This window comes from Ectothiorhodospira sp. PHS-1, from assembly GCF_000225005.1.
GTDB lineage: Bacteria > Pseudomonadota > Gammaproteobacteria > Ectothiorhodospirales > Ectothiorhodospiraceae > Ectothiorhodospira.
In genome coordinates, this window is the sequence record NZ_AGBG01000028.1 from 1 (window position 1) to 24,323 (window position 24,323).

Annotated in this window: 22 protein-coding genes; 5 read left to right on the forward strand and 17 right to left on the reverse strand. The window is 64.3% G+C overall.

Translation table 11 applies throughout. From position 1 onward, the window contains the following. Window positions 1–134 precede the first annotated feature (134 nt). A complete protein-coding gene (gene mpl, locus ECTPHS_RS11170) occupies window positions 135–1,499 on the reverse strand; it encodes a UDP-N-acetylmuramate:L-alanyl-gamma-D-glutamyl-meso-diaminopimelate ligase (protein WP_008932856.1) in 1,365 nt (454 codons plus the stop codon). Further along, window positions 1,496–2,017 carry a hypothetical protein gene (locus ECTPHS_RS11175; protein WP_008932857.1) on the reverse strand — a complete coding sequence of 174 codons (522 nt, stop codon included), beginning with the start codon at window positions 2,015–2,017 and terminating at the stop codon, window positions 1,496–1,498. Before ECTPHS_RS11175 ends, mpl begins: the two co-directional genes overlap by 4 nt. 96 nt (window positions 2,018–2,113) lie before the next feature. On the opposite strand from ECTPHS_RS11175, the gene ECTPHS_RS11180 reads away from it, so the two are divergent. Continuing rightward, complete coding sequence (locus ECTPHS_RS11180) at window positions 2,114–3,337, forward strand: phosphatidylserine/phosphatidylglycerophosphate/cardiolipin synthase family protein (RefSeq protein WP_008932858.1); 1,224 nt, start codon at window positions 2,114–2,116, stop codon at window positions 3,335–3,337. 6 nt (window positions 3,338–3,343) lie between these two features. On the opposite strand, the gene ECTPHS_RS11185 is transcribed toward ECTPHS_RS11180, so the two are convergent. The 7 genes from ECTPHS_RS11185 to aceE form a co-directional block, all read right to left on the reverse strand. After that, window positions 3,344–4,099, reverse strand: coding sequence for a VacJ family lipoprotein (locus ECTPHS_RS11185; RefSeq protein WP_008932859.1), 756 nt, complete (start codon window positions 4,097–4,099; stop codon window positions 3,344–3,346). Window positions 4,100–4,193: 94 nt separating this feature from the next. Beyond that, entirely contained in the window at window positions 4,194–5,408 is a 1,215-nt protein-coding gene (locus tag ECTPHS_RS11190; protein ID WP_008932860.1) for an argininosuccinate synthase, read from the reverse strand. 92 nt (window positions 5,409–5,500) lie between these two features. Further along, the gene (locus tag ECTPHS_RS15370; RefSeq protein ID WP_008932861.1) at window positions 5,501–6,175 is read right to left on the reverse strand and encodes a PAS domain-containing protein; all 675 of its coding nucleotides are present in this window, start codon (window positions 6,173–6,175) and stop codon (window positions 5,501–5,503) included. A 68-nt stretch (window positions 6,176–6,243) separates the two neighbouring features. Next, window positions 6,244–7,092 (reverse strand): OmpA family protein, encoded by an 849-nt coding sequence (locus ECTPHS_RS11200; RefSeq protein WP_008932862.1) that lies wholly within the window; start codon window positions 7,090–7,092, stop codon window positions 6,244–6,246. Window positions 7,093–7,149: 57 nt separating this feature from the next. Further along, window positions 7,150–8,907 (reverse strand): dihydrolipoyl dehydrogenase, encoded by a 1,758-nt coding sequence (gene lpdA, locus ECTPHS_RS11205; protein ID WP_008932863.1) that lies wholly within the window; start codon window positions 8,905–8,907, stop codon window positions 7,150–7,152. 64 nt (window positions 8,908–8,971) lie between these two features. After that, entirely contained in the window at window positions 8,972–10,300 is a 1,329-nt protein-coding gene (aceF, locus tag ECTPHS_RS11210) for a dihydrolipoyllysine-residue acetyltransferase (protein ID WP_008932864.1), read from the reverse strand. Between the two features lie 98 nt (window positions 10,301–10,398). Then, window positions 10,399–13,062, reverse strand: a complete 2,664-nt coding sequence (gene aceE / locus ECTPHS_RS11215) for a pyruvate dehydrogenase (acetyl-transferring), homodimeric type (protein WP_008932865.1) — start codon at window positions 13,060–13,062, stop codon at window positions 10,399–10,401. 310 nt (window positions 13,063–13,372) lie between these two features. Between aceE and pyrC the strand changes: the two genes are divergently transcribed. The 3 genes from pyrC to ECTPHS_RS11230 are packed head-to-tail and all read left to right on the forward strand — an operon-like array spanning window position 13,373 to window position 16,073. Then, the gene (gene pyrC, locus ECTPHS_RS11220) at window positions 13,373–14,416 is read left to right on the forward strand and encodes a dihydroorotase (protein WP_008932866.1); all 1,044 of its coding nucleotides are present in this window, start codon (window positions 13,373–13,375) and stop codon (window positions 14,414–14,416) included. A gap of 4 nt (window positions 14,417–14,420) precedes the next feature. Beyond that, entirely contained in the window at window positions 14,421–15,074 is a 654-nt protein-coding gene (gene rnt / locus ECTPHS_RS11225; RefSeq protein ID WP_008932867.1) for a ribonuclease T, read from the forward strand. Window positions 15,075–15,119: 45 nt separating this feature from the next. After that, window positions 15,120–16,073 carry a response regulator gene (locus ECTPHS_RS11230; protein ID WP_040405854.1) on the forward strand — a complete coding sequence of 318 codons (954 nt, stop codon included), beginning with the start codon at window positions 15,120–15,122 and terminating at the stop codon, window positions 16,071–16,073. Window positions 16,074–16,086: 13 nt separating this feature from the next. Here the strand turns inward: ECTPHS_RS11230 and grxD are convergent, their stop codons facing one another. Both grxD and ECTPHS_RS11240 read right to left on the reverse strand, forming a co-directional pair. Next, on the reverse strand, window positions 16,087–16,407 hold the full coding sequence (grxD, locus tag ECTPHS_RS11235) for a Grx4 family monothiol glutaredoxin (RefSeq protein WP_008932869.1): 321 nt from the start codon (window positions 16,405–16,407) through the stop codon (window positions 16,087–16,089). A 48-nt stretch (window positions 16,408–16,455) separates the two neighbouring features. Continuing rightward, window positions 16,456–18,228: an N-acetylglutaminylglutamine amidotransferase gene (locus tag ECTPHS_RS11240; protein ID WP_008932870.1), complete on the reverse strand. Its 1,773-nt coding sequence runs from the start codon at window positions 18,226–18,228 to the stop codon at window positions 16,456–16,458. A gap of 206 nt (window positions 18,229–18,434) precedes the next feature. Here ECTPHS_RS11240 and ECTPHS_RS11245 point away from each other — a divergent pair, with 206 nt between their 5' ends. Continuing rightward, entirely contained in the window at window positions 18,435–19,949 is a 1,515-nt protein-coding gene (locus ECTPHS_RS11245; RefSeq protein WP_008932871.1) for a fumarate hydratase, read from the forward strand. Window positions 19,950–20,015: 66 nt separating this feature from the next. On the opposite strand, the gene ECTPHS_RS11250 is transcribed toward ECTPHS_RS11245, so the two are convergent. From ECTPHS_RS11250 to ECTPHS_RS11270, 6 genes are all read right to left on the reverse strand, one after another. Next, entirely contained in the window at window positions 20,016–20,471 is a 456-nt protein-coding gene (locus ECTPHS_RS11250) for a hypothetical protein (protein WP_141565345.1), read from the reverse strand. 20 nt (window positions 20,472–20,491) lie between these two features. Continuing rightward, window positions 20,492–21,403: a TIGR01777 family oxidoreductase gene (locus ECTPHS_RS11255; RefSeq protein WP_008932873.1), complete on the reverse strand. Its 912-nt coding sequence runs from the start codon at window positions 21,401–21,403 to the stop codon at window positions 20,492–20,494. Between the two features lie 46 nt (window positions 21,404–21,449). After that, complete coding sequence (locus ECTPHS_RS14820) at window positions 21,450–21,611, reverse strand: hypothetical protein (protein WP_008932874.1); 162 nt, start codon at window positions 21,609–21,611, stop codon at window positions 21,450–21,452. 98 nt (window positions 21,612–21,709) lie between these two features. Continuing rightward, the gene (locus tag ECTPHS_RS11260) at window positions 21,710–22,090 is read right to left on the reverse strand and encodes a YajD family HNH nuclease (RefSeq protein ID WP_008932875.1); all 381 of its coding nucleotides are present in this window, start codon (window positions 22,088–22,090) and stop codon (window positions 21,710–21,712) included. Window positions 22,091–22,124: 34 nt separating this feature from the next. Then, entirely contained in the window at window positions 22,125–23,849 is a 1,725-nt protein-coding gene (locus ECTPHS_RS11265) for a TrkA family potassium uptake protein (protein WP_008932876.1), read from the reverse strand. Window positions 23,850–23,869: 20 nt separating this feature from the next. Further along, window positions 23,870–24,253 (reverse strand): DUF6394 family protein, encoded by a 384-nt coding sequence (locus ECTPHS_RS11270; protein ID WP_008932877.1) that lies wholly within the window; start codon window positions 24,251–24,253, stop codon window positions 23,870–23,872. Window positions 24,254–24,323: the final 70 nt, after the last annotated feature.

A 24,323-nucleotide genomic window follows, 5' to 3' on the forward strand; every position in this document is an offset into this window, starting at 1 on the left:
GGGGTAGGCACCGTGCCGGCCCTCGCCCCTCTCCCCAACCCCTCTCCCCCGGGGAGAGGGGCTTGTCATGTATTCTTCATCGTCTGGGGTGACTCACCTCCGTGATGCATGAGTGTACTCCAAGGGGAGCAGGGCTACTGCCCGGCCAGTGCCTCCAGCAGTCGGTCATGCAACCCGCCGAATCCCCCGTTGCTCATGATCAGCACATGATCGCCGGGCCGGGCGCTGGCCACCAGACGCGCCAGCAGGCCGTCCAGGGTCGGCGCGGACTCTCCCCGCCCCGCCAGTTCACCGGTCACCGTCGCCACGTCCCAGCCCAGATCCGGCGGCGCGAACAGGAACACCTGATCCGCCCCGGCCAGCGAGTTCGCCAGGGTCTGTCGATGGACACCCATGCGCATGGTGTTGGAACGGGGTTCCAGCACCGCCAGGATACGGGCCTCCCCCACCCGGCCGCGCAGGGCCGCAAGGGTGGCGGCAATGGCGGTGGGATGGTGGGCGAAATCGTCATGGACCGTCACCCCGCCCGCCGTGCCACGCACCTGCAGCCGCCGCTTGACCCCGGCAAAGCGGGACAGCGCCGACACACCGGCCTCGACCGGCACCCCCACATGCCTGGCCGCCGCCAGGGCCGCCACCGCATTGCTCATGTTGTGATGTCCGGGCATGGACCAGCGGACCTCCCCCACCGGGATGTCCCGATGGTGGAGACGAAAATGGCTGCCGTCGGGACTCAGGGCCTCTCCCCGCCAGTCCATCCCGCCATCGGTTCCGAAGCACTCCACCGGCGTCCAGCATCCCATGGCCAATACCCTTGAGAGCGCGGCATCATGACCCTGGCACAGGATGCGCCCCTCCCCCGGCACGGTGCGCACCAGATGGTGAAACTGCCGCTCGATGGCGGCCAGATCGGGAAAGATGTCGGCGTGATCGTATTCCAGATTGTTCAGGATCAGGGTTCTGGGATGGTAATGGACAAACTTGGAACGCTTGTCGAAGAAGGCGGTGTCGTACTCGTCGGCCTCCACCACGAAGAAGGGCGTCTCCCCCAGTCGGGCCGAGACCTGGAAATTATCCGGCACACCGCCGATGAGAAACCCCGGAGACAGTCCCGCGTCCTCCAGTATCCAGGCCAGCAGGCTGGCGGTGGTGGTCTTGCCGTGGGTCCCGGCCACCGCCAGCACCCAGCGATCCTTGAGCACATGCTCCGCCAGCCACTGGGGGCCGGAGGCATAGGGAATGCCGCGATTGAGCACATGTTCCACCGCCGGATTGCCCCGGGTCATCACGTTGCCGATGACCACCACGTCCGGCACCGGGTCCAGGTGAGCGGGATCGTAACCCTCGCTGACCGGGATGCCCTGGGCCGCCAGCAGCGTGCTCATGGGTGGGTAGACCTGCTGATCCGAACCGGTCACCCGATGTCCGGCGGCCCTGGCCAGCAGGGCCACGCCGGCCATGAAGGTGCCGCAGATACCCAGGATATGAACGTGGCTCACGGCATGATCGCCGTGTAGAGCATTTCACCGGCAATGGCCGCCAGCATCAGATACAGCACCGCCAATCCCACGCCGCCGGCCACGGTCTGCAGACCCAGGGCACTGCGCAGGATGTTGCCGTAGGTGGTCAGCAGCCAGCCCAGCAGGACCAGATAGCCCACGGTGATATAGACCGGGATCTCGGTGGCTGTCTCGGCCCCACGCAGGTTGTAGACCAGGGGCAGCATCAGCAGACCCAGAATCACGCCGACGCCCAGCAGGGCGCTCAAGGTCTGGTTGAACCGGCCCGGCAGCCCCCGCCAGGACAGCAGCAGGGCGGTGTAGCCCGCCAGCAGGGCCAGTTCCATCCCCGTCTGCAGGATGGCCAGCTGGAAGGGATAGAACGGCAGGGCCACGATCAGGCCCACCAGCAGATAGGCGATGATGCACAGCCATAGCAGCAGGGCCGAGGCCGGCAGGTCCTCCGGTCCTTTCTGCATGAAGGTCAACTGGATGAAGGGTTTGATCAACGCGTACATGCACGGCCCTTGTATGACGTCCCGATGATTCGATGACGGTCGCGTGAGATTCGTGCAAGGATATCATGTCCCTCCCGGCACACAGCAGAACCCGACATGGACAGGCCGTTCAAGACTCGCCGCTCGCCCCCGGCCCGGGGGCCTCACCGCTATCGGCTCAGGGTCGATGGCGATGACTTCTTTCCCGCCATGGTGGAGGCCATCGAATCGGCGCGGGAGCGGGTGCTGCTGGAGATGTACCTGTGCAGTTCCGGTGCGCTGACCACCCGATTCATCGATGCCCTGTGCCTGGCCGCGACCCGTGGCGTGGAGGTTTGCGTGCTGCTGGATGATTTCGGCAGCCTGGCCCTCTCCGGTAGCGACCGGGGGCGTCTGCTGGCCCATGGCGTGCAGCTGGGCATGTATAACCCACTGGGTCTGAAGCGGCTCCATCTGTCCCTGTTCCGGGATCACCGCAAGCTGCTGGCGGTGGACGGCAAGGTGGCCTTCGTGGGCGGTGCCGGGCTGACCGATGACTTTGATCCGCGCTTTGCCGGCGACCAGGCATGGCACGAGGTCATGCTGGAGATCCGGGGGCCCTGCGTGACGGACTGGGAACAACTCTTTGCCAGAACCTGGTCCCGCTGGCATGCCCACTCCCTGACGTTGCCCGCCGCACTCGCCAAGGCCCCCGGTCCGGCCGATGGACGGGTGGTGGGCAACAGCGTCATGGGCGGACGTGCGGTGATGCGCTCGGTGATTGCCGCCGTCAAGAAATCACGGCGGCGGGTATGGATCACCACGGCCTATTTCGTGCCCACCCTACGTCTGCGCCGCGTGCTGGCCCGGGCCGCCCGCCATGGAGTGGATGTGCGGTTGCTGGTACCGGGACCGAAGACGGATCAGCCGGCGGTCCGGCATGCGGGGCGGCGCTTCTACGGGCGACTGCTGCGGGCGGGGGTCAGGATCTTCGAATATCAGCCCCGCTGCCTGCATGCCAAGTACGTGATCTGTGACGACTGGAGCAGCGTGGGCTCCAGCAACCTGGATCACTGGACCCTGCGCTGGAACCTGGAGGCCAACCAGGTGGTGACCGCTCCGTACACCGTGGCGGAACTGGCCGGGCTGTTTGCCGGCGACCTGGCTCAGGCCCGGGAATGGACCTTGCAGGAGTGGCAGGCACGAGGTCGCTGGCACCGGCTGATGGAGCGGTTTTTCGGTGCCCTGGACGAATGGCTGGTGCAACTCAGTTACATGCGGGACGTACGGGAGGCGGACAAGGCACTGCGCAGGGGCATCCATGCACTACCGACCTCGGATCATGCCTCCAGGGCAAGATGACCAGCCTCAGAAGTCGTCGTCCCAGTCTTCCAGTTCCCGCAGCAGGTCGTACTGGTCTTCGCCGGGGGCGCCGTCACGCACCAGATATTCCCGCCGCTGCAGGTAGGCATTGCGCAGGGCCATGTAGCGGTCAGTGGCGACGTCTTCCAGGGCACGCTCAGTGGGCAGGAAGCCCGCCCGCATGTCGATGATATCCACCACCAGCAGGGCATTCCGGACACCGGTCTCATCGTAGTAGTACAGCGGATGGGTCACCCCGTCCACCACCCGTGCCGGGGCATCCCGCAGGGTGCTCGGCCCCAGGAAGGGCAACACCACATAAGGCCCGGAGGACACTCCCCAGCGCCCCAGGGTCTGCCCGAAGTCCTCGTTGCTCTTTTCCAGCCCCATGGGACTGGCCACGTCGAACAGGCCAAAGACCCCGAAACTGGTGTTCATGATGATGCGGGTCAGATCCGAGGCGGCATCATGGAACTTGAACTGCAGGGTGTTGTTGGCCATGTTGACCACATCCCGCAGATTGGAGAAGAAGTTGGTGACGCCGGTCTGCACCGGCTGCGGCGCATAGCGCTCATAGCCCTCGGCCACGGGCTTGATCACGGCGGAATCCACCGCGTCATTGAACTGGAACATGGCCCGGTTATAGCCCTCCCAGGGGTCGCGCGGGTCCCGGGACTCCGGAGGGACGGTGGCACAGGCGGGCAGAAGCAAAACGGTCAGCAACAATAACCAGACCGGGTGACGGGGCTTGGACAGCTTCACGGGCAACACCTGTGGCAACGATGAATGCGTGGGGGTATCCCTCCCCTCACCCACCCCTCTCCCCCAAGGGGAGAGGGGGACTACTTCCTTTCCCTTACCGTCCGCGCTGGGCGGCGATGCGCATGCGCAAGGCGTTGAGCTTGATGAAGCCTTCCGCATCCTTTTGATTATAGGCGCCGGCATCGTCCTCGAAGGTGGCGATGTGGGCGTCGAACAGGCTGTCGGACTCGGACTTGCGACCGGCGACGATGACATTGCCCTTGTAGAGCTTGATCCGCACCACGCCGTTCACATGCACCTGGGAGGCGTCGATCAGGGACTGCATCATCCGTCGTTCCGGACTCCACCAGTAGCCGTTGTAGATCAGGCTGGCGTACCGGGGCATCAGCTCGTCCTTCAGGTGCGCCGCTTCCCGGTCCATGGTGATGGACTCGATGGCACGGTGAGCCCTGAGCAGGATGGTGCCGCCGGGGGTTTCATAGCAACCGCGGGACTTCATGCCCACGTAGCGGTTTTCCACCAGGTCCAGGCGACCGATGCCGTGGGCGCCGCCGATCCGGTTGAGGGTGGCCAGCAAGGTGGCCGGACTCATGGGTTCCCCGTTGAGGGCCACCGGGTCACCCTTCTCGTAGGTGATCTCCACGTATTCCGGCTTGTCCGGGGCGGCCTCGGGGGAAACGCTCCAGCGCCACATGTCTTCCTCGGCCTCGAACCAGGGGTCTTCCAAGGGACCGCCCTCGTAGGAGATGTGCAGCAGGTTGGCATCCATGGAGTACGGGGACTTCTTGCCCCGCTTCATCTCCACCGGGATACCGTGCTGCTCCGCATAGGCCAGCAGCTTTTCCCGGGAGTTCAGGTCCCATTCCCGCCAGGGGGCGATGACGCGGATGCCGGGCTTGAGGGCATAGGCGCCCAGTTCGAAACGCACCTGGTCATTGCCCTTGCCGGTGGCACCGTGGGAGACGGCGTCGGCGCCGGTCTCGTTGGCGATTTCCACCAGGCGTTTGGCGATCAGGGGGCGGGCGATGGAGGTGCCCAGCAGGTATTCACCCTCATAGAGGGCATTGGCGCGGAACATGGGGAAGACGAAATCGCGCACGAATTCCTCGCGCAGGTCGTCGATGTAGATTTCCTTCACGCCCATGGCCTGGGCCTTGGCCCGTGCTGGTTCCAGCTCCTCGCCCTGGCCGATGTCGGCGGTAAAGGTCACCACCTCGCAGCCATAGGTATCCTCAAGCCACTTGAGGATGACCGACGTATCCAGCCCGCCCGAATAGGCGAGGACGACCTTTTTCACATCATTGGCCATGTAAGGCAACCCCTGGGAAAGACGTAAGTGGTACAGGGGCGCAAGTATAGCGAAACTGGTGCCGGGTAAGGAATGGACGACGCCAGCTTGGATCAGATCCGACGCTTGAGCTCCTGTTCCAGCTCCGCCATGAGATTGCTGATGTTACCGGCAAACAGCCCGGTCTGATCCGCCAGTCGGTTCACTTCCTTGGCCACCACCGCAAAACCGCGCCCGTGCTCCCCCGCCCGCGCGGCCTCGATGCTGGCATTGAGGCTGAGCATGCGCAGGGCCTTGAGCACGATCAGGATCTGGTTGGACTCGGTGATGATGGAGTTGCTCAACCGGCTCACGGCGGCAATCTGTTCATGCCGCCCGGATTCCACCTCCTTGCGCCGGCGAATGTCGGTCACCACCCCTTCCAGGTACTGCAGCTTGCCCTCCTGATCGAGCACAGGGCCGCCGTTTTCGTTGACCCAGCGGACACTGCCGTCACGGTGGTGTATGCGGTAATCCACGTCCCAGTTGCCGCCGGCGACCACGGCCTGGCTGATGGCCTCGTCGACGGCAGCCGAATCTTCCGGGTGAATCAGCGAGGCGTAGGACACCGCCCTGTTCTGCCGCAACTCATCCTGACCATAGCCGGTGAGTTCCCGGCAGCGGCCGGAAATCACCAGCATGGTGTACTGGTCATCGTTGCGGCAGCGATAGAGAAATCCGTTCATGCGACTGGCAATGCTGTTGAGGGCATCCAGTTCGGTGCTTTCATCGGCCTTGTGGGTAGGCATGTTCGGCGCTCCGCGGTGAAGATCGTAGTGTAGCCCCTGCTCCCTGTGGAGACGATGGATTTGAGTCTTTAACGGGTCAGCCAGATATCCACCCGGCGATTGAGGGCCCAGGCCGCTTCCGTGGATGCCGGGTCCAGGGGCCAGGACTCGCCGAAGGCACGGGTCTCGATCCGGTGGGCGGCGATCCCCTGGCCCCGCAGATAGGTCTGGACCGCACGCGCCCGGCGCAGGGACAGGGCATCATTGTAGGCCTCGGTGCCGCGCTCATCCGCATGTCCTCCAAGGACCACCCGGGTGTCGGGGTTATCCCGGAGCACCGCCAGGGCCCGCCGCAGTTCCCCATGCTGATCGGGGCGGATGCGGGACTCGTCAAAATCGAAATGGATGCGCCAGTCGTCCAGGATCTCGAAATCCAGGCGCCTGAGTTCACCCTGACAGGCACGAAAATCCGCCAGGACTTCCCGAAAACGCAGGGGTGAGAGGGTCACCCGGATCTCCCGGGCGCCCCGGCCCGGGTCCGGGTGCCGGATCAGGACTTCATGGCCGGTTTCCAGGCCGTAGTAAAGGGCCAGGGCCTTCTCCCGCCCCAACCGAAGCAGGGTATCCCCGGCCATGGCGGGCACCGCGCCCAGATCCTGGGGGGCAAGGTCATGACGCCAGTCGGGCGCCTGCAGGGACAGACGCCCCACGTCGGGCGCATTCAGCGGGATGCGAGGGTCCAGGTAAAACCGCAGGGTACGGCCCGGGCTGGCGTGGAAACGGGCGATACCGTAACGGGGAACCGGTTGCACCAGCTCACACAGATCCGGCTCCTGAGTCACGATCCACTGGGCCTGCTCCATGCGGGGACCATAGTCGGCGGCCTGGAGGGCGGCGGGCAGCAGGCATAACAGCAGGATGGCGTAACGGGCGTTCATGCCTGAAACTATCGGCAGGCGGCGGGGGAAGTTGAGGCATTCCCCCGCCCTGCCCCATCAACGCCGACGCGGCGGCAGGATGTCGGTGATCGAGCCGTGGGCCACCTCCGCCGCAAAGCAGAGGGTTTCCGACAGGGTGGGATGGGGATGCACCGTCAGCCCCAGATCCTCCACGTCCGCCCCCATCTCCAGTGCCAGCAGGGCCTCGGCAATCAGTTCCCCCGCGTTGGGGCCGACGATCCCGGCACCAATCACCCGCTGCTGGTCATCCAGCAGCAGTTTGGTCAGACCGGCCTCGCCCCCCACGCTGAGGGCACGACCACTGGCCGCCCAGGGGAAGACCGCCTTGGTGTACTCAATCCCCTCCGCCTTGGCCTTCGTCTCGGTCAGCCCCATCCAGGCCACTTCCGGATGGGTATAGGCCACGCTGGGGATGGCGCGGGCATCGAAGTGGGATTTTTTCCCGGCCGCCACCTCGGCGGCCACCTTGGCTTCGTGGGTGGCCTTGTGGGCCAGCATGGGGCCACCCACCACATCGCCGACGGCGAAGATGTGTTCGACATGGGTCCGCATCTGCCGGTCCACCTGGATGAAGCCGTGTTCGTCCACCTGAATGCCCGCCGCCTCGGCGTCGATCCGACCGCCGTTGGGCAGGCGCCCCACCGCCACCAGCACCCGGTCGAAGGTGTCCTGTTCCGGGGCCTTGCCGCCCTCGAACCAGACCCGGATCCCCTCGTCCACGGCCTGGGCCCGGGTCACGCGGGTACCGGTGAAGATATTCTCATAGCGGTCCTTGATCCGTTTTTCCAGCGGCTTGACCAGATCGCGGTCGGCGCCGGGCATCAGCTCCTTGGACAACTCGCAGACCGTCACCTTCGAGCCCAGGGCATCATAGACGCAGGCCATCTCCAGCCCGATGATGCCGCCCCCCACCACCAGCAGACGACCGGGGATGTCCTGCAGCGTCAGGGCGGCGGTGGAATCCATCACCCGCGGATCCTCCCAGGGAAATCCGGGCAAATGCACGGGCCGGGAGCCTACGGCGATGATGGCCTGTTCAAAACGAATCCGCTGCTCACCGCCCTCCCCGGCCACGGTCAGGGTATGGGGCGAGGTGAAACGTCCCACGCCTTGCACCACCCTGACCTTGCGTTGTCCGGCCAGATGCTTCAGGCCACTGGTAAGCTTGCCCACCACGCCGTCCTTGTAGGCCGCCAGCGCGGGCAGATCGATCCGGAGGGTGCCGAAATGGATGCCGTGGCGGGCAAAGTCCTTCGCCTCGTCGATCACCTGGGCGGCATGGAGCAGGGCCTTGGAGGGAATGCAGCCCACATTGAGACACACGCCGCCGATCTGTGGATACCGCTCCACCATGACCACGTCCAGGCCCAGATCAGCGGCACGAAAGGCGGCGGTATACCCCCCGGGGCCGGAGCCCAGCACCAGCAGGCCGCAGTGAATGTCCGCGTCATCGGTCGGCTCGGAGACCGGCCGGGGACGGCTGGGCGGCGTTTCGGGGCGCGGCGCGGCAGCGGCCGGCGCCGTGGTGTCTTCCCGTGGGGGGGATTCGGCGGTATCGGTTTCCAGTTCCAGGATGGCCGTGCCCTGGGAGACCTTGTCGCCCTTTTTCACCAGCAGTGTGCCGATGGTCCCCGCCGTCGGGGCGGGAATGTCGATGGAGGCCTTGTCGGACTCCAGGGTGATGAGTGGATCCTCGGGTTTGACGGTATCGCCCGGGGCGACAAGGATGTCGATGATTTCCACATCCTTGAAGTCGCCGATATCGGGGACCTGGATGGTGCGTGTCTGAGCCATGAATTCAACACTCCTTCTTTGCCGTTTCAAACTGCCCATGAATACCCGTGGAAGCGGGCCGCTGCTACAGCAGCATGCGCCGCATGTCCGACAGCAGATCGCTCAGACAGTGGGTGAAACGGGCGCCCAGGGCACCGTCGATGACCCGGTGATCATAGGACAGGGCCAGCGGCAGGATCAGCCGCGGCACAAAGGCCTTGCCGTCCCATACCGGCTGCATCCTGGCCCGGGAGACGGCGAGAATCGCCACCTCCGGCGCATTGACGATGGGTGTGAACTGGGTGCCGCCGATCCCCCCCAGGCTGGTGATGGTGATGCAGCCGCCCTGCATGTCGTCGGGCTTGAGCCGCCGCTTGCGGGCCTTCTCGGACACCTCGGCCACCTCCCTGGCCAGTTCCACCAGGCTCTTGCGATCCACATCCCGGATCACCGGGACCACCAGACCATCCGGGGTGTCCACGGCGATGCCCAGATGGAAATATTGCTTCAGGATCAGGTTTTCCCCGGCGGCATCCAGCGAGGCATTGACCCTGGGATGCTCCTTCAAGGCCGAGACCAGGGCCTTCATCAGGAACACCAGGAAGGTGATTTTCACGTCCTTATCCTTGTATTCCGCCACCAGGGACTTGCGGAAGGCATCCAGTTCGGTGATGTCCGCCTCGTCGAACTGGGTAACATGGGGGATGTTCACCCAGTTGCGGTGCAGATTCTCGCCGGTGAGACGGTTGATGCGGGTCAGGGCCTGGGTTCTGACCGGGCCGAACCGGGAGAAATCGATCTCCGGGGGGGGCGTCAATCCGGGCAGGGCCGGCGGCGCGGCCAGGGACCGCTTGACGAAGGCCTGCACATCCTCCTTGAGGATGCGACCCTTGCGGCCCTTGCCTTCCACCTTGCCCAGATCCACCCCCAGTTCGCGGGCGAACCGGCGCACCCCCGGAGAGGCCAGGGCCTTGCGAAAGGCCGCCTCGTCCACCATCCCCGCCGTGGGGGACGATCTCGGACCGGGCGTGGATGCCGGGGCTTCGTCCCGGACGACCTCCCGGGATCTCTCCGGCTCGGGCGCCGGGGCCTGCGCCGTTTCCTGCCGGGGAGCGGCTACCTGTTGCGGCGACGGCTCCGGGGTCTTGTCAGGCGTTGGCGACTTACTCCCCTCTTCCGCCTCCAGATCCAGAATGGCCACTCCCTGGGAGACCCGATCTCCCACCTTCACCTTCAGGCCCTTCACGGTCCCCGCCCGAGGGGCCGGGATGTCGATGGACGCCTTGTCCGATTCCAGGGTGATCAGCGGGTCTTCCGGCTTGACCGTATCCCCCTCTCCCACCAGCACCTCGATGATTTCCACGTCCTTGAAGTCACCGATGTCGGGAACCTTGATTTCAACCACGTTGCCCATGGCGCAACTCCTTTGAAAAATTGAAGTCACCGGCGGCGGCAGGCAACGGGACGGCCGCGCCGGCCGGTGATGCATGTCAATGGATGCGACCCGGCGCCTCAGGCGCGCAGGGGATTGGGTTTGTCCACGTCGATTTCATATTTGGCGATGGCCTCGCTGACCCGCTCCACCGGGATACGGCCTTCATCCGCCAAGGCCTTGAGGGCGGCCAGGGCCACGTAGTAGCGATCCACTTCGAAATGGTGGCGCAACCGGGAACGCAGGTCGCTGCGACCGAAGCCGTCGGTGCCCAGCACCGTGTAACGTCCCGGGACCCAGGCCCGGATCTGATCGGCAAAGGCCCTGACATAATCGGTGGAGGCCACCACCGGCCCCTGACGCCCCGTCAGGCATTGACTGACCCAGCTCCGGCGGGGTTCGGCCTCGGGATGCAGCAGGTTCCAGCGCTCCGTGTCACGGCCGTCCCGAGCCAGCTCGTTGAAGCTGGTGGCACTCCAGATATCCGCTTCCACGCCGAAGTCGTTGAGGAGCAGTTCGGCGGCGGCAATCACCTCCTGCAGGATGGTGCCCGAGCCCATGAGCTGGACCCTCGGCTCGCCCGATCCCCCTTCCCGGAGCAGGTACAGCCCCTTGCGGATCCCCTCCTGTGCCCCTTCCGGCATGGCCGGTTGAGGGTAGTTCTCGTTCATCACGGTGATGTAATAGAAAACACTTTCCTGGTTGACGTACATGCGGCGCAGGCCGTCATGGAGGATCACCGCCAGCTCATAGGCAAAGGTGGGGTCGTAACTGATGCAGTTGGGCACGTTGGCCGCCATCAGATGGCTATGGCCGTCCTGATGCTGCAACCCCTCGCCCGAGAGGGTGGTGCGACCGGCGGTCCCGCCTATGAGGAAACCCCGGGCCTGCATGTCGCCCGCGGCCCAGATAAGGTCCCCCACCCGCTGGAAGCCGAACATGGAGTAGAAGATGTAGAAGGGGATCATGCTCACCCCGTGGACGCTGTAGGCGGTGGCCGCCGCCATCCAGGAGGACATGGCGCCGGCCTCGTTGATGCCCTCTTCCAGGATCTGACCCTTCTTGTCCTCCCTGTAGAACATCACCTGGTCCTTGTCCTGGGGCGTATAGAGCTGGCCCACGGAGGAGTAGATCCCCAACTGCCGGAACAGCCCTTCCATACCGAAGGTGCGGGCCTCGTCCGGCACGATGGGCACGATGTGATGGCCGATCTTCTTGTCCCGGGCCAGCTGGGTGAGCATGCGCACCAGCGCCATGGTGGTGGAAAGCTCCCGTTCCCCGGAGGATTCCATGGCGGCGTCGAACAAGGAGAGATCCGGGATCTCCAGGGGCGCCACCGAGGACTTGCGCACCGGCAGAAAGCCGCCCAGGGCCTTGCGCCGTTCATGCATGTAGCGCATTTCCGGGGCATCCTCCGGTGGCTTGATGTACTCCATCCGCCCCACCTGTTCATCGGTGAGCGGGATGCTGAAGCGACTGCGGAAAGTCTTGAGTTCATCCATGCCCAGCTTCTTCTGCTGATGGGCGCGCATCTGCCCCTCGCCGGCGGACCCCATGCCGTAACCTTTCACGGTCTGGGCCAGGATCACGGTGGGCTGACCGACATGGTTGACCGCCGCGTGGTAGGCGGCGAAGACCTTGAAGGGATCATGTCCACCCCGGTTCAGACGCCAGACGTCGTCATCGGACATGTTGGCCACCATGGCCTTGAGTTCGGGATATTTGCCGAAGAAATGCTCCCGCACATAGGCACCGTCCTTGGCCTTGTAGTTCTGATAATCCCCGTCCACGGCCTCCATCATGCGCTGCTTGAGCAGGCCCTTGGTGTCCTTGGCCAGCAACGGATCCCAGTAGCTGCCCCAGAGGACCTTGATGACATTCCATCCGGCGCCCCGGAACACGGCCTCCAGTTCCTGCACGATCTTGCCGTTGCCCCGCACCGGTCCGTCCAGGCGCTGCAGGTTGCAGTTGACCACGAAGATCAGGTTGTCCAGCCGTTCCCGGGCCGCCAGGGAGATGGCACCCAGGCTCTCCGGTTCATCCGTTTCCCCATCCCCCAGGAAGCACCAGACCTTGCGATCCCGACTGCTGGCCAGTTCGCGGTCGTTCATGTACTTCATGAAGCGGGCCTGCATGATGGCGGCGATGGGGCCAAGCCCCATGCTGACGGTGGGAAACTGCCAGTAATCGGACATCAGCCAGGGGTGGGGATAGGACGACAGTCCACCGCCACCCACTTCCTGACGGAAGCGGTCCAGCTGGGCTTCGGTGAGGCGCCCTTCCAGGTAGGAACGGGCATAGATGCCGGGGGCGGAATGGCCCTGGACGAACAGCAGATCACCGCCATGCTCATGGGAAGGGGCGCGCCAGAAGTGATTGAAGCCCACGTCGTAGAGGGTGGCGGCGGAAGCGAAACTGGCGATATGCCCACCCAGCTCGGTGCTGATACGATTGGCCTTGACCACCATCATCAGGGCATTCCAGCGGATGTAGGAACGGATCCGGTGCTCCAGCTCCGCATCACCGGGAAATTCCGGTTCCAGATGGGGCGGAATGGTGTTCACGTAGGCGGTATTGGCGGAATACGGCAGGAAGGCGCCGGAGCGCCTGGCCTGGTCCACCAGCCGTTCCAGCAGGTAATGGGCCCGTTCCGGGCCATCGGCCTGGATCACCGCTTCCAGGGCATCGAGCCATTCATGGGTTTCCTGGGTATCCAGATCCTGGAGTTGCTGCTGCGCGGTCATCACTTTTTCTCCATCCAGTCCCCCTGCGTGACGGGCGCGCGCGGGCGCACCCCTCAGGGGTGTGGTTCAGACAAAACGGGGTGCTTGCTGATATCATCCGGAACGGACTTTTATTATTTTTATGTCCATATCAAATCTCGACCTGAAACGCGGCAATTCGGTTCACATCGAGCGGTAAATTCATCGTCGGACCGTGCCGTTCGTTCAATCATGTTCTAGCTTTTATGCCGGCAGGTCAAGGAATCGGAACACCGCTTTTCATGCTTCACTGCAACACATTTCTGCAATAAAAACAGGAAACAGCGACACAATGACGACAATCCAGGAACTGCGTATCAGACGCCCCGATGACTGGCATTTGCATGTACGGGACGGGAGCGCCCTTGATAGTGCAGTGCCGCATACCGCCAGATGTTTCGGCCGTGCCATCATCATGCCCAATCTCAAGCCGCCGATCGTGAATGTGGAGCAGGCCATCGCCTATCGCCGGCGTATTCTCGATGCCGTTCCGGCAGGGATGTCATTCGAACCATTGATGACAATTTACCTCACCGACAAGACCTCGCCGGAAGAGATCAAAAAGGCGGTGGACAGCGGGATCATCTTCGGCGTGAAGCTGTATCCGGCCGGTGCCACCACCCATTCCGATGCCGGCGTGACCGATATCCGCCACACCTACCCCACCCTTCAGGCGATGCAGGATCTGGGACTGCCGCTGATGATCCATGGCGAGGCCACGGACCCGGGCGTGGACGTGTTCGACCGGGAAGCGGTATTCATCGATCAGGTGCTGGCACCGCTGGTGGAGCACTTCCAGGGCCTGAAGGTGGTCCTTGAGCACATCACCACGGCCCAGGCGGTAGCGTTCGTGCGCCAGGCGCCGGACCGGGTGGCCGCCACGGTCACGCCCCAGCACATCCTCATGAACCGCAATGCCCTGTTCCAGGGTGGTCTGCGGCCCCACCATTACTGTCTGCCGGTACTCAAGCGCGAGACCCATCGGGCGGCCATCATGGCGGTTCTGGCGGAGGGACATCCCCGCTTCTTCCTGGGTACCGACAGTGCACCCCATCCCAAGGGCGCCAAGGAATCCGCCTGCGGCTGTGCCGGCATCTTCAGCGCCCCGGCCGCCATCGAACTCTATGCCGAGGCCTTCGAGCAGGCCGGCGCCCTGGACAAGCTGGAAGGGTTTGCCAGCCTGTTCGGCCCCGCCTTCCATGGCCTGCCGGTGAACGATGACTTCATCACCCTGCGGCGGGAAACCTGGACGGTGCCGGAGGCCTACCCCTTCGCGGACGCCACGGTGGTGCCCATGCGGGCCGGCGGCACGCTGGACTGGAAGCTGGTAGTCTAGCGCCATGACAGATGAACTGAACTTCCGCCCCATGGGCAACCGTTTCCGTGGTTTTCTGCCCGTGGTGGTGGATGTTGAAACCGGCGGCTTCAACCCCAAAACCGATGCCCTGCTGCAGATCGCGGCCGTGTTCCTGCGTATGGACAAGGACGGTTTCATCCAGCGGGACCGGACCCTGTCCTGCCATGTCCAGCCCTTCGAGGGGGCCAACATGGACCCCAAGTCCCTGGAGGTGAACGGGATCAATCCCTGGCACCCCCTGCGCATCGCCCTGCCCGAGGACGAGGCCCTGCAGCGGGTATTTCGTGAGGTCCGCCAGGATATCAAGCGCAACCACTGTACCCGGGCCATCCTGGTAGGGCACAACGCCGGCTTCGACCTGGCCTTCGTCAACGCCACCGCGGAGCGTGCCCAGGTGAAGCGAAATCCCTTTCACCCCTTCAGCAACCTGGACACCGTCACCCTGTCGGCACTGGCCTACGGGCAGACCGTGCTGGCCAAGGCAGTGAAGGAGGCCGGCCTGCCCTGGAACAACGCAGAGGCTCATTCCGCCACCTACGATGCGGAAAAAACGGCCGACATCTTCTGCGATGTGATGAACCGGTGGAACCGGCAGATACTGCCGCTGACTCCCATGAACGTGGACAAGGCACTATGAGTTTCTTATAAGGGCTAGGTCATGCATCCACACCGAGAGGCTCCCATGTCGCCGCCGCCGCTCTCCCTTCTGGTCGTAGACGATATGCAGTACAGCCGCACCGTGCTCAAGAACACGCTTGAGCGCATTGGCTATGACGATGTCAGGCTGGCGGGATCCGCCGCGGAGGCCCTGGATGCCCTGACCCAGAGACGGGCGGACGTAGTCATCGCGGACTGGGTCATGCCGGAGATGAACGGTCTGGAACTGTCAACGGCCATTCGCAGGCAGGACGAGGAGGCCGGGCGCTATACCGCCATCATCCTGTTCGCACCCAAGGAGGAGGACAAGGCGATGACCCAGGCCCTCCACGAGGGTGCCGACGACTTCCTCACCAAACCGATACAGGATGTCCAACTGGCGGCACGCATCTATGCCGCCGGGCGGATTGCCATGCTGCAGAATCGTCTGATGGAAACTTCCGCGGCGCTGGAGACGGCCAACCGGCTGCTGGAACACCAGTCCACCACGGATCTCATCACCGGCCTGGCCAATCAGCGGGCTCTGAATCAGCGCCTGGAGGCGCTGGTACTGGAAACCCAGGCCCGGGGCGGCGGGTTCTGCCTGGCCCTGGTCAGCCTGGACCAGCAGGACGAGGCACAGGTATCGCCTTTTGAGGATCTGAGTTCAGAGGTACTGCTGGGTTTTGCCAAGCGTCTGCGCCTGGCGGTCCGCCCCACGGACCTGGTGGCCAGGATCGCCGAGGAGGAATTTGCCCTGCTGATGCATGTGCATTCTCCCCAGGACTTCAATCGGGATCTGTTCAAGCGGGTGCTGACCAGCATCACCCGGGACGGAATCCAGACCTCCGAAGGGGCGGTACCGATCCTGGTGTCCATCGGTGCCCACTTTCATCAGTCGGATCAGCCGCTGATGACCATCCGGGAACTGATGAAGCAGACCCGGAGCAACCTGGATCAGGCCCGGGGCCAGAGCGGCACCCGGGTGGTGGTGACCTGACCGGCGCTGCCGGTCATTCTTCCCCGGCGGCTTCCTTGACCATCTGCTGCAGTTCCCCGGACTCGAACATCTCCAGAGTGATGTCGCAGCCGCCGATCAGCTCCCCCTTGATGTAGATCTGCGGAAACGTGGGCCAGTCGGCAAAGCCGGGCAGCGCCTGCATGATCTCCTGATCCGCCAGGATATTCACATAGGCAAAAGGTGCCCCGCAGGCCTTGAGCGCGGTGGCGGCCCGATTGGAGAAACCGCACATGGGGAACTGGGGCGTCCCCTTCATGTAAATGATGACGGGGTTTTCCTCCACCTGCTGCCTGATACGATCCAGAGCGTCCACTTCGTTTGACCTCGTGTTGTGAAGAGCCCCTATCGGGGCGAATGCTGTCTATATCCCCTGGCGCTGCAACCAGAACTCCAGCAGGGCCAGATGCCAGAGCTTGCTGCCCTGGATTCGGGTCAGATGCTGCTCCGGGGCCTTGAGCAGGGTATCCACATAGTCCCGCTGGTAAAGCCCCCGTTCCCGACACACCCGGGAATCCAGGATGTCGCGCATGAAGTCCAGAAACTCCCCACGCACATACTTGAGGGCCGGTAACGGGAAATACCCCTTGGGACGGTCGATGACCGCATCCGGCAACAATCCCCGGGCAATTTGCTTGAGCACGCCCTTGCCGCCCTGGGCCAGCTTCAGCGCCGGCGGCATGCGGGCCGCCAGCTCCACCAGTTCATGGTCCAGGAACGGCACCCGGGCCTCCAGCCCCCAGGCCATGGTCATGTTGTCCACCCGCTTGACCGGATCATCCACCACCAGGGTGGTGACGTCCAGACGCAGCACCGCATCCAGGAAGGTGTCCGCGCCCGGCTCGTTCAGGGCCGCCTCGATCAGCAGGGCCGTATGATCCTCTCCCACCAGGGCCGGATTCACCATGCGGGCAAACTCGGGCTGATCCCGGTCGAAATAGTGCCGACGGAAGCGTTCCACCAGGGTCCCTTCCGTTTCCGCCGCCATGCGCGGATACCAGAAATATCCGGCAAAGACCTCATCGGCCCCCTGCCCCGACTGCACCACCTTCACATGCCGGGAGACCTGCTCCGACAGCAGGTAGAAGGCCACCGCATCCTGCCCCACCATGGGCTCGGCCATCTGGTCCACCGCCTCGGGCAGACGGGACAGAACCTGGTCATTGGGCACATGGAAGCGGTGATGATCGGTGGCATAGCGCTCGGCCACCGGGTCGGAAAACTCGAATTCGCTGCCCTTCTCCTCGGGCTGATCCTCGAACCCCACGGTGAAGGTCTTCAGTCCCGTCGCCCCCGACTCCGCCAATAGGGCCACCAGCAGACTGGAATCCAGGCCGCCGGAGAGCAGCACCCCCACCGGCACGTCGGAAATCTCCAGACGCCGCTTGACCGAGCGCCGCAGGGCATCATGCACGGCCTCGGTCCATGCCTCCGGGGTCTGATCCCGGTCGGGGCGGGTGGCCTCCAGCTGCCAGTAGCGTTGCAGCCGGGTACGGCCGTCCTGCTCCACGGTGAGGGTATGACCGGGCTGCAGCTTTCTCACGCCCTTGAACAGGGTGCGGGGGGCGGGCACCACCGCATGCAGGGTGAAGTGATGATGCAGGGCCACCGGATCGATGTCCGTATCCACCTCTCCCGCGGCCAGCAGGGCCTGGATGTTGGAGGCAAAGCGCAGACGCCGGTCGGTGTGACTGTAGTAAAGGGGCTTGATGCCCATGCGGTCCCGGGCCATGAACAGACGCCGCCGACGCAGATCCCAGACCGCAAAGGCAAACATGCCGTGAAAGCGCTTGACGCAGTCCTCGCCCCAGGCGTGGTAGGCCTTGAGAATGACCTCGGTGTCGCCGCTGGAAAAGAACCGGTATCGATCTTCCAGTTCCCGACGCAGTTCGCGGAAGTTGTAGATCGTGCCGTTGAAGACCATCGCCAGCCCCAGCTCGGGGTCCAGCATGGGCTGGTTGGCCCGGTCGGACAGATCCAGGATGGACAGGCGGCGATGCCCCATGGCCAGGGGACCGTCGGAATAACTGCCTTCGTGATCCGGACCACGGCGACGCAACCGATCCAGCATGCGCCGGATGGACTCAAGATCGGGGAGGGATTCGTTGAAATTCAGTTCGCCGCAGATGCCGCACATGGAGGTCGTCAGGGATCCTTGGAAATGGGGGTGTCGTACATCGATGTTCACACAATACAGGAGATGGGGGCGAATTGGACACGTTCAATCCCCATGTCGCGCCGCATCAGGACAGCCGGCGCGTTCCTTCCGGCGGCAAGACATGACGCGCGGACCGCATCGGGATAAGATGCGCGGCTCAACGCAGACACTTGCCGGAGTTCTCCATGTCCGTCATCCGCCAGGAAGACCTGATCCAGAGCATCGCCGATGCCTTCCAGTTCATCAGCTACTACCATCCCCAGGACTACATCCAGGCCCTGACCGCCGCCTACGAGCGCGAGGCATCCCCCGCGGCCCGGGATGCCATGGCCCAGATCCTGATCAACTCCCGCATGTGCACCGAAGGCCATCGCCCGATCTGTCAGGACACCGGCATCGCCCTGGTCTTCCTCAAGGTAGGCATGGACGTACGCTGGGAGGCGGACATGAGCCTGCAGGCCATGGTGGACGAAGGCGTCAGACGGGCCTACCAGCACCCGGACAACACCCTGCGGGCCTCGGTGCTGCTGGACCCGGCCGGTGAACGCAGAAACTCCCGCGACAACACCCCGGCGGTGGTGCACATGGAGATCGTGCCGGGAGATCACGTGGAAGTGATCTGCGCCGCCAAGGGGGGCGGTTCCGAAAACAAATCCAAGCTGGCCATGCTCAACCCCTCCGACTCCATCGTCGACTGGGTGCTCAAGACCGTGCCCACCATGGGCGCCGGCTGGTGCCCCCCGGGCATCCTGGGCCTGGGCATCGGCGGCACACCGGAAAAGGCCATGCTGCTGGCCAAGGAATCCCTCATGGCCCCGGTGGACATCCATGAACTGATCGCCCGCGGCCCGCAAAACCGGGTGGAAGCACTGCGCCTGGAACTGTACGAGAAGGTCAACGCCCTGGGCATCGGCGCCCAGGGGCTGGGCGGCCTGACCACGGTGCTGGACGTGAAGATCCTGGATTACCCCACCCATGCGGCCTCCCTGCCCGTGGCCATGATCCCCAACTGCGCCGCCACCCGCCATGTGCATTTCCACCTGGACGGCAGCGGCCCCGCCGTCCTGACGCCGCCCTCCCTGGAAGACTGGCCGCAACTGGAGTACGACGCCTCCAAGGGCAAGCGGGTGAATCTGGACACCATCACCCGGGAAGACGTGGCCGGCTGGCAGCCGGGCGACGTGCTGCTGCTCAACGGCCGCCTGCTCACCGGCCGGGATGCGGCCCACAAGCGGCTCACCCAGATGCTGGACGAGGGCAAGCCCCTGCCGGTGGATTTTGCCAACCGCTTCATCTACTACGTGGGCCCGGTGGACCCGGTCCGGGATGAGGTCATGGGACCGGCCGGCCCCACCACCGCCACCCGCATGGACAAGTTCACCCGCCAGATGCTGGAACAGACCGGCCTGCTGGGCATGGTGGGCAAGGCGGAACGGGGTCCGGCGGCCATTGAGGCCATCAAGGACAACCAGGCGGTCTATCTCATGGCCGTGGGGGGTGCCGCCTACCTGGTTTCCAAGGCCATCCAGGCCTCCCGCGTGGTGGCCTTCGAGGACCTGGGTATGGAGGCCATCTACGAGTTCGAGGTCAAGGACATGCCCGTGACCGTGGCGGTGGACAGCCGGGGCACCTCGGTGCACGATACCGGACCCAAGGAATGGCGCGGCCGCATCGGCAAGATCCCCGTCGTGGCAGGCTGACAGTCACCCGGCAACGCTCGAAACGCCCCTCTCCCTGCCTTTGGGAGAGGGGTTGGGGGGACCTGGCTAAGGCGCATCCGGCGGCGGACCTTCCGCCAGCCCGTAGAACCTCGCCACCCGCACCGCGAAATCGTAGATGGGTTGCGGCGATGCCGCGTCGGGCATGCCGTTGATGACCTTGCGCCCATCCCGCAGGTTCAGGCAGACCACATAGCGATGGCCCCGATGGAAGGGGTAACGCTCGATGCTGATGCGTTCCACACTGGCCAACTCATGCTCCAGATACTGGCTGCGCCCGAAGGGCCGCCAGTGCTGGATATTGACCCTGGCCGGCGAGTGCTGGAAACGATAGACGGACACCGGTGACAACCGCCACAGGGAGGTGATCAACATGCCCACCAGCACCAGCAGCACGGCCAGACTGGCCAGGGGCGGCACATGCCCGCCGACAAACTCCCGGACGAAGAAGCTGCCGTAGACCACCAACGCGACAATGGGCAGTCCCAGGATCAGGACTGCCATGGGGTCCCAATGGCGGATAATCATCGGGATGCGATCTCGTGCATGGCCTTGTCGATGTCCGGATACAGGAACTCGTATCCCGCCTCCAGCAACTTGTCGCCGGCGATGGTCTGGGAATCCAGCACCACCGTGGACATCTCGCCCAGGGCCGTGCGCAGCATGAAGGCCGGTGCCGCCACCACCGCGGGGCGACCCAGGGCATGGCCCAGGGACTTGGAGAACTCCCGGTTGCTCACCGGCTCCGGCGCCACCGTATTGTAGACACCGAACATGGCGTCATCGGTCAGGGTACGGGTGATGACACCGACCACATCCTCCAGATGAACCCAACTCATGATCTGACTGCCATCGGAAACGGGGCCGCCCAGTCCCATCTTGAAGACCGGCAGCAGTTTCGCGATCACGCCGCCGTCCCGCCCCAGCACCACACCAAAGCGCAGGATCACCACACGACTGCGGGGGTTGAGATGGCCGGCCTCCTCTTCCCACTGACGGCAGATATCCGGCAGGAATCCGTCACCGGGCTCGCTATCCTCGGTCAGGCGATCCGGCAGGTTGACCGGGTAATAGCCGATGGCAGAGGCGGAGACCAGCACCTTGCACTGGGGGGCATGTTCGTTGAGACCTTCCACCAGGTGGCGGGTGGGATCGATGCGCGAATTGAAGATGCGCTTCTTCTGCTCGGGACTCCAGCGGCGGCTGGCCAGGCTCTCCCCCACCAGGTTCACCGCCCCGTCCACCCCCTCGAAGGCGTCCTCGGGTATGGGAGAACGGGTATCCCACTGGACGAACCGACAGCCGGCGGTGCCGAGCCTGCGCCGGGCGCTGGACACATTGCGGGTCAGCACCACACATTCATAGTCCTGGGAAACCAGGCGTCTGATCAGATGGGACCCCACAAAGCCAGTGCCCCCGGTGATGAGGATTTTCATGCCTTCTCCATTCGATCAGTCAGTGGTCCGACAGGACGCTTCCCCGTCAGTCCTGTTTTTGGTTGTCGGATGTCTTCTTTTCCTCGGCCCGGCGGCGGTCCCGCTCCTCCCGATCCCGACGCAGGGAGCCAAATTGCCAGATGGCAAACGCCACCACCGCGCCGATGATCAGCAGGCCTTCAAACATCTTGAACGTCGAGGCTTCCACGGTATGTCCTCCGGTCTTGGGGGGCCACGGGTACGGGCCACGCCCCATGGTCTGAAAACTACGCCGGGAACCGCACCCGGTCAACCGGTGGGCGTGGCTCAGTCCTTACCCTTGAGCAGATCCCCCAGGGCGGCGAAGGGGTTATGGGTGGCTTCCTTGCCCGTGCCGCCGGCACCCGCCCCACCCCCGTGACCGGACATGGCCTCGGTCAGGCGCTGATGCTCGTTGTCGTGGCAGTACACGCACAGCAGTTCCCAGTTGGAACCATCCTGGGGATTGTTGTCGTGATTGTGATCCCGATGATGCACCGTCAGTTCACGGACATTGCCGTGATCGAAGGTACGCCCGCAACGTCCGCAGACCCAGGGATACATCTTCAGGGCCTTGGCCCGGTAACCCTGCTCCCGCGCCGCCTGTTCCTTGTGGCTGTTGGCCACGATCTGATCCAGACGTTGTCTGGAGGATGAATTTGATGCCATCTCACACCTCGAAAAAACCTGAAAATCCCTGCCGTCAGCGATCCCGATCCGGGCTTGCCGCCGGCTCGGGACGCCCCATGCCCAGCATACGCCAGATCCAGCCGTCCGGGCGATTGTCACCGGTCACAAGATAGCGCAGGGCCTGCTGATCCCGCAGCAGATGATGTAGATAATCCGTGGCGCGGGGGCGGCCGCAGAGCAGGAGCCGGTCGCCCTGTTCGATGAGGGTGTCCTCCGAGGGCGTCAGCCTCTCTTCTCCCTCCCGGCAAAGCATCAGGGGCACGCAGTTGAGGATCGCGTAGCGGGCCTGACCGGCCTCCAGCAGCAGCCCCAGGGTGACCGGATGGCCTTCCCGGATCAGGGCATGCAGTGCAGGCGCCCCCCTGGCCGTCACGTGTACCCGCCAGACTTCGGGCACCCGCTCGTCCGTCACCCCGCTGATCCGGCTGAGGAGTTCATTGGCCCAGGCCTCGCCCCGGCCCAGGCTCAGTTCCAGAAAGCGGGCCAGCAGGGGATTGCCCAGGTGGGCCAGGATGGACTCCACGATCATCTCGCTGGAGCGCATGACCAGAGCCGGCCGTGCCGCGTCGAACAGGTCCTGATTGTCGCAATGATTCTGGCGGGCGACCATGAACAGGTCCGCCTTCAGATCCCGGGCCGTCATGATCACGGAAAGATTGTTGGTGTCCTGCTCCGTCCCCGCCACCAGCCCCACGGCCTGATCGATCCCCGCCAGGCGCAGGGTGTCCGCCTCGGTGCCGCGCCCCTCCACGCAGGGGCCATCGCATCCGGCCCGGGACGGGTCGATCTCGATCACCACCGTACTCAATCCCTGCGCCACCATGGCCCGCCGCACCGCCTTGCCGAAGCGCCCGAACCCCACCAGGATCCAGGTACCCTTCGGCGGATGCACCGGCTCCTGCAGGGGAGACCCGGGCACGCTGGTCAGCCATTCCCGCAACAGATACAGCCCCGGTGAGCGCAGGGCCAGTCCAAGACGCTCCCCAAAGGCATCGAAGGGGTTGATGATGTGATCGGTGCCAAAGGAGGCCATGTTGTCCTCGGTGGACCGGGTATGGGCACGGCAGATCACCGGCAACTCCGGGTTGAGCAGCTTGCTGGTGATGGCGATCTTGAGATTGGCTTCCTCGTCGTCGGTCAGGGCCACCACACCCCGGCACAGGGGATGCAGGAGCCCCGCGGCCTTGAGATGCCGCGAGACGCTGGCATCCCCCAACAGCCCCGGCACATGCAGGGTCAGGTCCGCCAGTTCCAGGTCATTGATGCGATCCGGGTCGTAGTCGATCACCACCGCATGACGCCCCCGCTGCACCATGGCCCGCACCAGCATGGAGCCGGTGTCTCCATGACCGCAGACGATGTAGAACGGGTCCTTCATGCGCCGCACGGCCCGGTCGAGGGCCTGGGAACCGAGAGCCTGCTTGAAGGCTGGATCCTGGATCAGGGTGAGGATCTTGCCGATGGCATAGAGCCAGGCGACGATGGTGAGATAGATGCTGAAGGTGACCCACATCCGCTGGGCATCGGTGAAGGCGTAGGGCACCTCGCCAAAACCGGTGGTGGTGGCGGTATAGCTGAGAAAGTAGAAGGCGTGAAAGATGCTCATGCGCCAGGGTTCGCCCTGGTCGTCCACCCCCGGGATCAGCAACAGACCGACACCGGACACCGTATACGCCCCGATCAGCACCAGCAACGGGGTGCGCATGCGCCGCAGGAACAGGAAGATGACCTTGTTCATGGGGCCGCCCTGGCGCCGGACTAGCGGCGCAGATTCACGGTGTCGATGATGACCAGGACCACCGACACGACGTTGGCCAGCAGGGCGCCCGCCGCCAGGGAGACGATGCTGGCCATCATGACGGCATCCAGACCCGTGGCGCTGACATGGGCCGCATAGGCCCACACCACCCCGGCGGCCAGCAACTGCAGCACCGCCACCAGCGAACTGGCCAGCAGCAGCGCCCCGGTCTGGGTACGGTCACCGAACTTGAGCACGGTGGCGATGAGGTTCACCACAATCACCGCCAGCAGCTCATAGCTGTGGTGATGATCCGGGTTGTCGAACTCCCCCAGGACGAAGCCGAAGTTCAGGGTCAGGGCCAGAAGGATGAAGAAGCTGAAGACGACCTTTTCCAGGGACATGGTTCACCGGTGTGGTGGGATTGGGTGCCGGTCTGGCGAGCTACCGGAGCCAGACAGCAACTGTGGAATA

Bases quoted from the DNA above. Each gene is read 5' to 3' on its own strand.
- ECTPHS_RS11175 (WP_008932857.1), bottom strand. From the start codon at position 2,017: ATGTACGCGTTGATCAAACCCTTCATCCAGTTGACCTTCATGCAGAAA.
- pyrC (WP_008932866.1), top strand. From the start codon at position 13,373: ATGACGACAATCCAGGAACTGCGTATCAGACGCCCCGATGACTGGCAT.
- ECTPHS_RS11200 (WP_008932862.1), bottom strand. From the start codon at position 7,092: ATGAACGCCCGTTACGCCATCCTGCTGTTATGCCTGCTGCCCGCCGCC.
- ECTPHS_RS11180 (WP_008932858.1), top strand. From the start codon at position 2,114: ATGGACAGGCCGTTCAAGACTCGCCGCTCGCCCCCGGCCCGGGGGCCT.
- ECTPHS_RS11245 (WP_008932871.1), top strand. From the start codon at position 18,435: ATGTCCGTCATCCGCCAGGAAGACCTGATCCAGAGCATCGCCGATGCC.
- aceF (WP_008932864.1), bottom strand. From the start codon at position 10,300: ATGGGCAACGTGGTTGAAATCAAGGTTCCCGACATCGGTGACTTCAAG.
- ECTPHS_RS11240 (WP_008932870.1), bottom strand. From the start codon at position 18,228: ATGTGCGGCATCTGCGGCGAACTGAATTTCAACGAATCCCTCCCCGAT.
- ECTPHS_RS11190 (WP_008932860.1), bottom strand. From the start codon at position 5,408: ATGGCCAATGATGTGAAAAAGGTCGTCCTCGCCTATTCGGGCGGGCTG.
- ECTPHS_RS11265 (WP_008932876.1), bottom strand. From the start codon at position 23,849: ATGAACAAGGTCATCTTCCTGTTCCTGCGGCGCATGCGCACCCCGTTG.
- rnt (WP_008932867.1), top strand. From the start codon at position 14,421: ATGACAGATGAACTGAACTTCCGCCCCATGGGCAACCGTTTCCGTGGT.
- ECTPHS_RS11270 (WP_008932877.1), bottom strand. From the start codon at position 24,253: ATGTCCCTGGAAAAGGTCGTCTTCAGCTTCTTCATCCTTCTGGCCCTG.
- ECTPHS_RS15370 (WP_008932861.1), bottom strand. From the start codon at position 6,175: ATGCCTACCCACAAGGCCGATGAAAGCACCGAACTGGATGCCCTCAAC.
- ECTPHS_RS11255 (WP_008932873.1), bottom strand. From the start codon at position 21,403: ATGAAAATCCTCATCACCGGGGGCACTGGCTTTGTGGGGTCCCATCTG.
- aceE (WP_008932865.1), bottom strand. From the start codon at position 13,062: ATGACCGCGCAGCAGCAACTCCAGGATCTGGATACCCAGGAAACCCAT.
- ECTPHS_RS11230 (WP_040405854.1), top strand. From the start codon at position 15,120: ATGTCGCCGCCGCCGCTCTCCCTTCTGGTCGTAGACGATATGCAGTAC.
- lpdA (WP_008932863.1), bottom strand. From the start codon at position 8,907: ATGGCTCAGACACGCACCATCCAGGTCCCCGATATCGGCGACTTCAAG.
- ECTPHS_RS11250 (WP_141565345.1), bottom strand. From the start codon at position 20,471: ATGGCAGTCCTGATCCTGGGACTGCCCATTGTCGCGTTGGTGGTCTAC.
- ECTPHS_RS11260 (WP_008932875.1), bottom strand. From the start codon at position 22,090: ATGGCATCAAATTCATCCTCCAGACAACGTCTGGATCAGATCGTGGCC.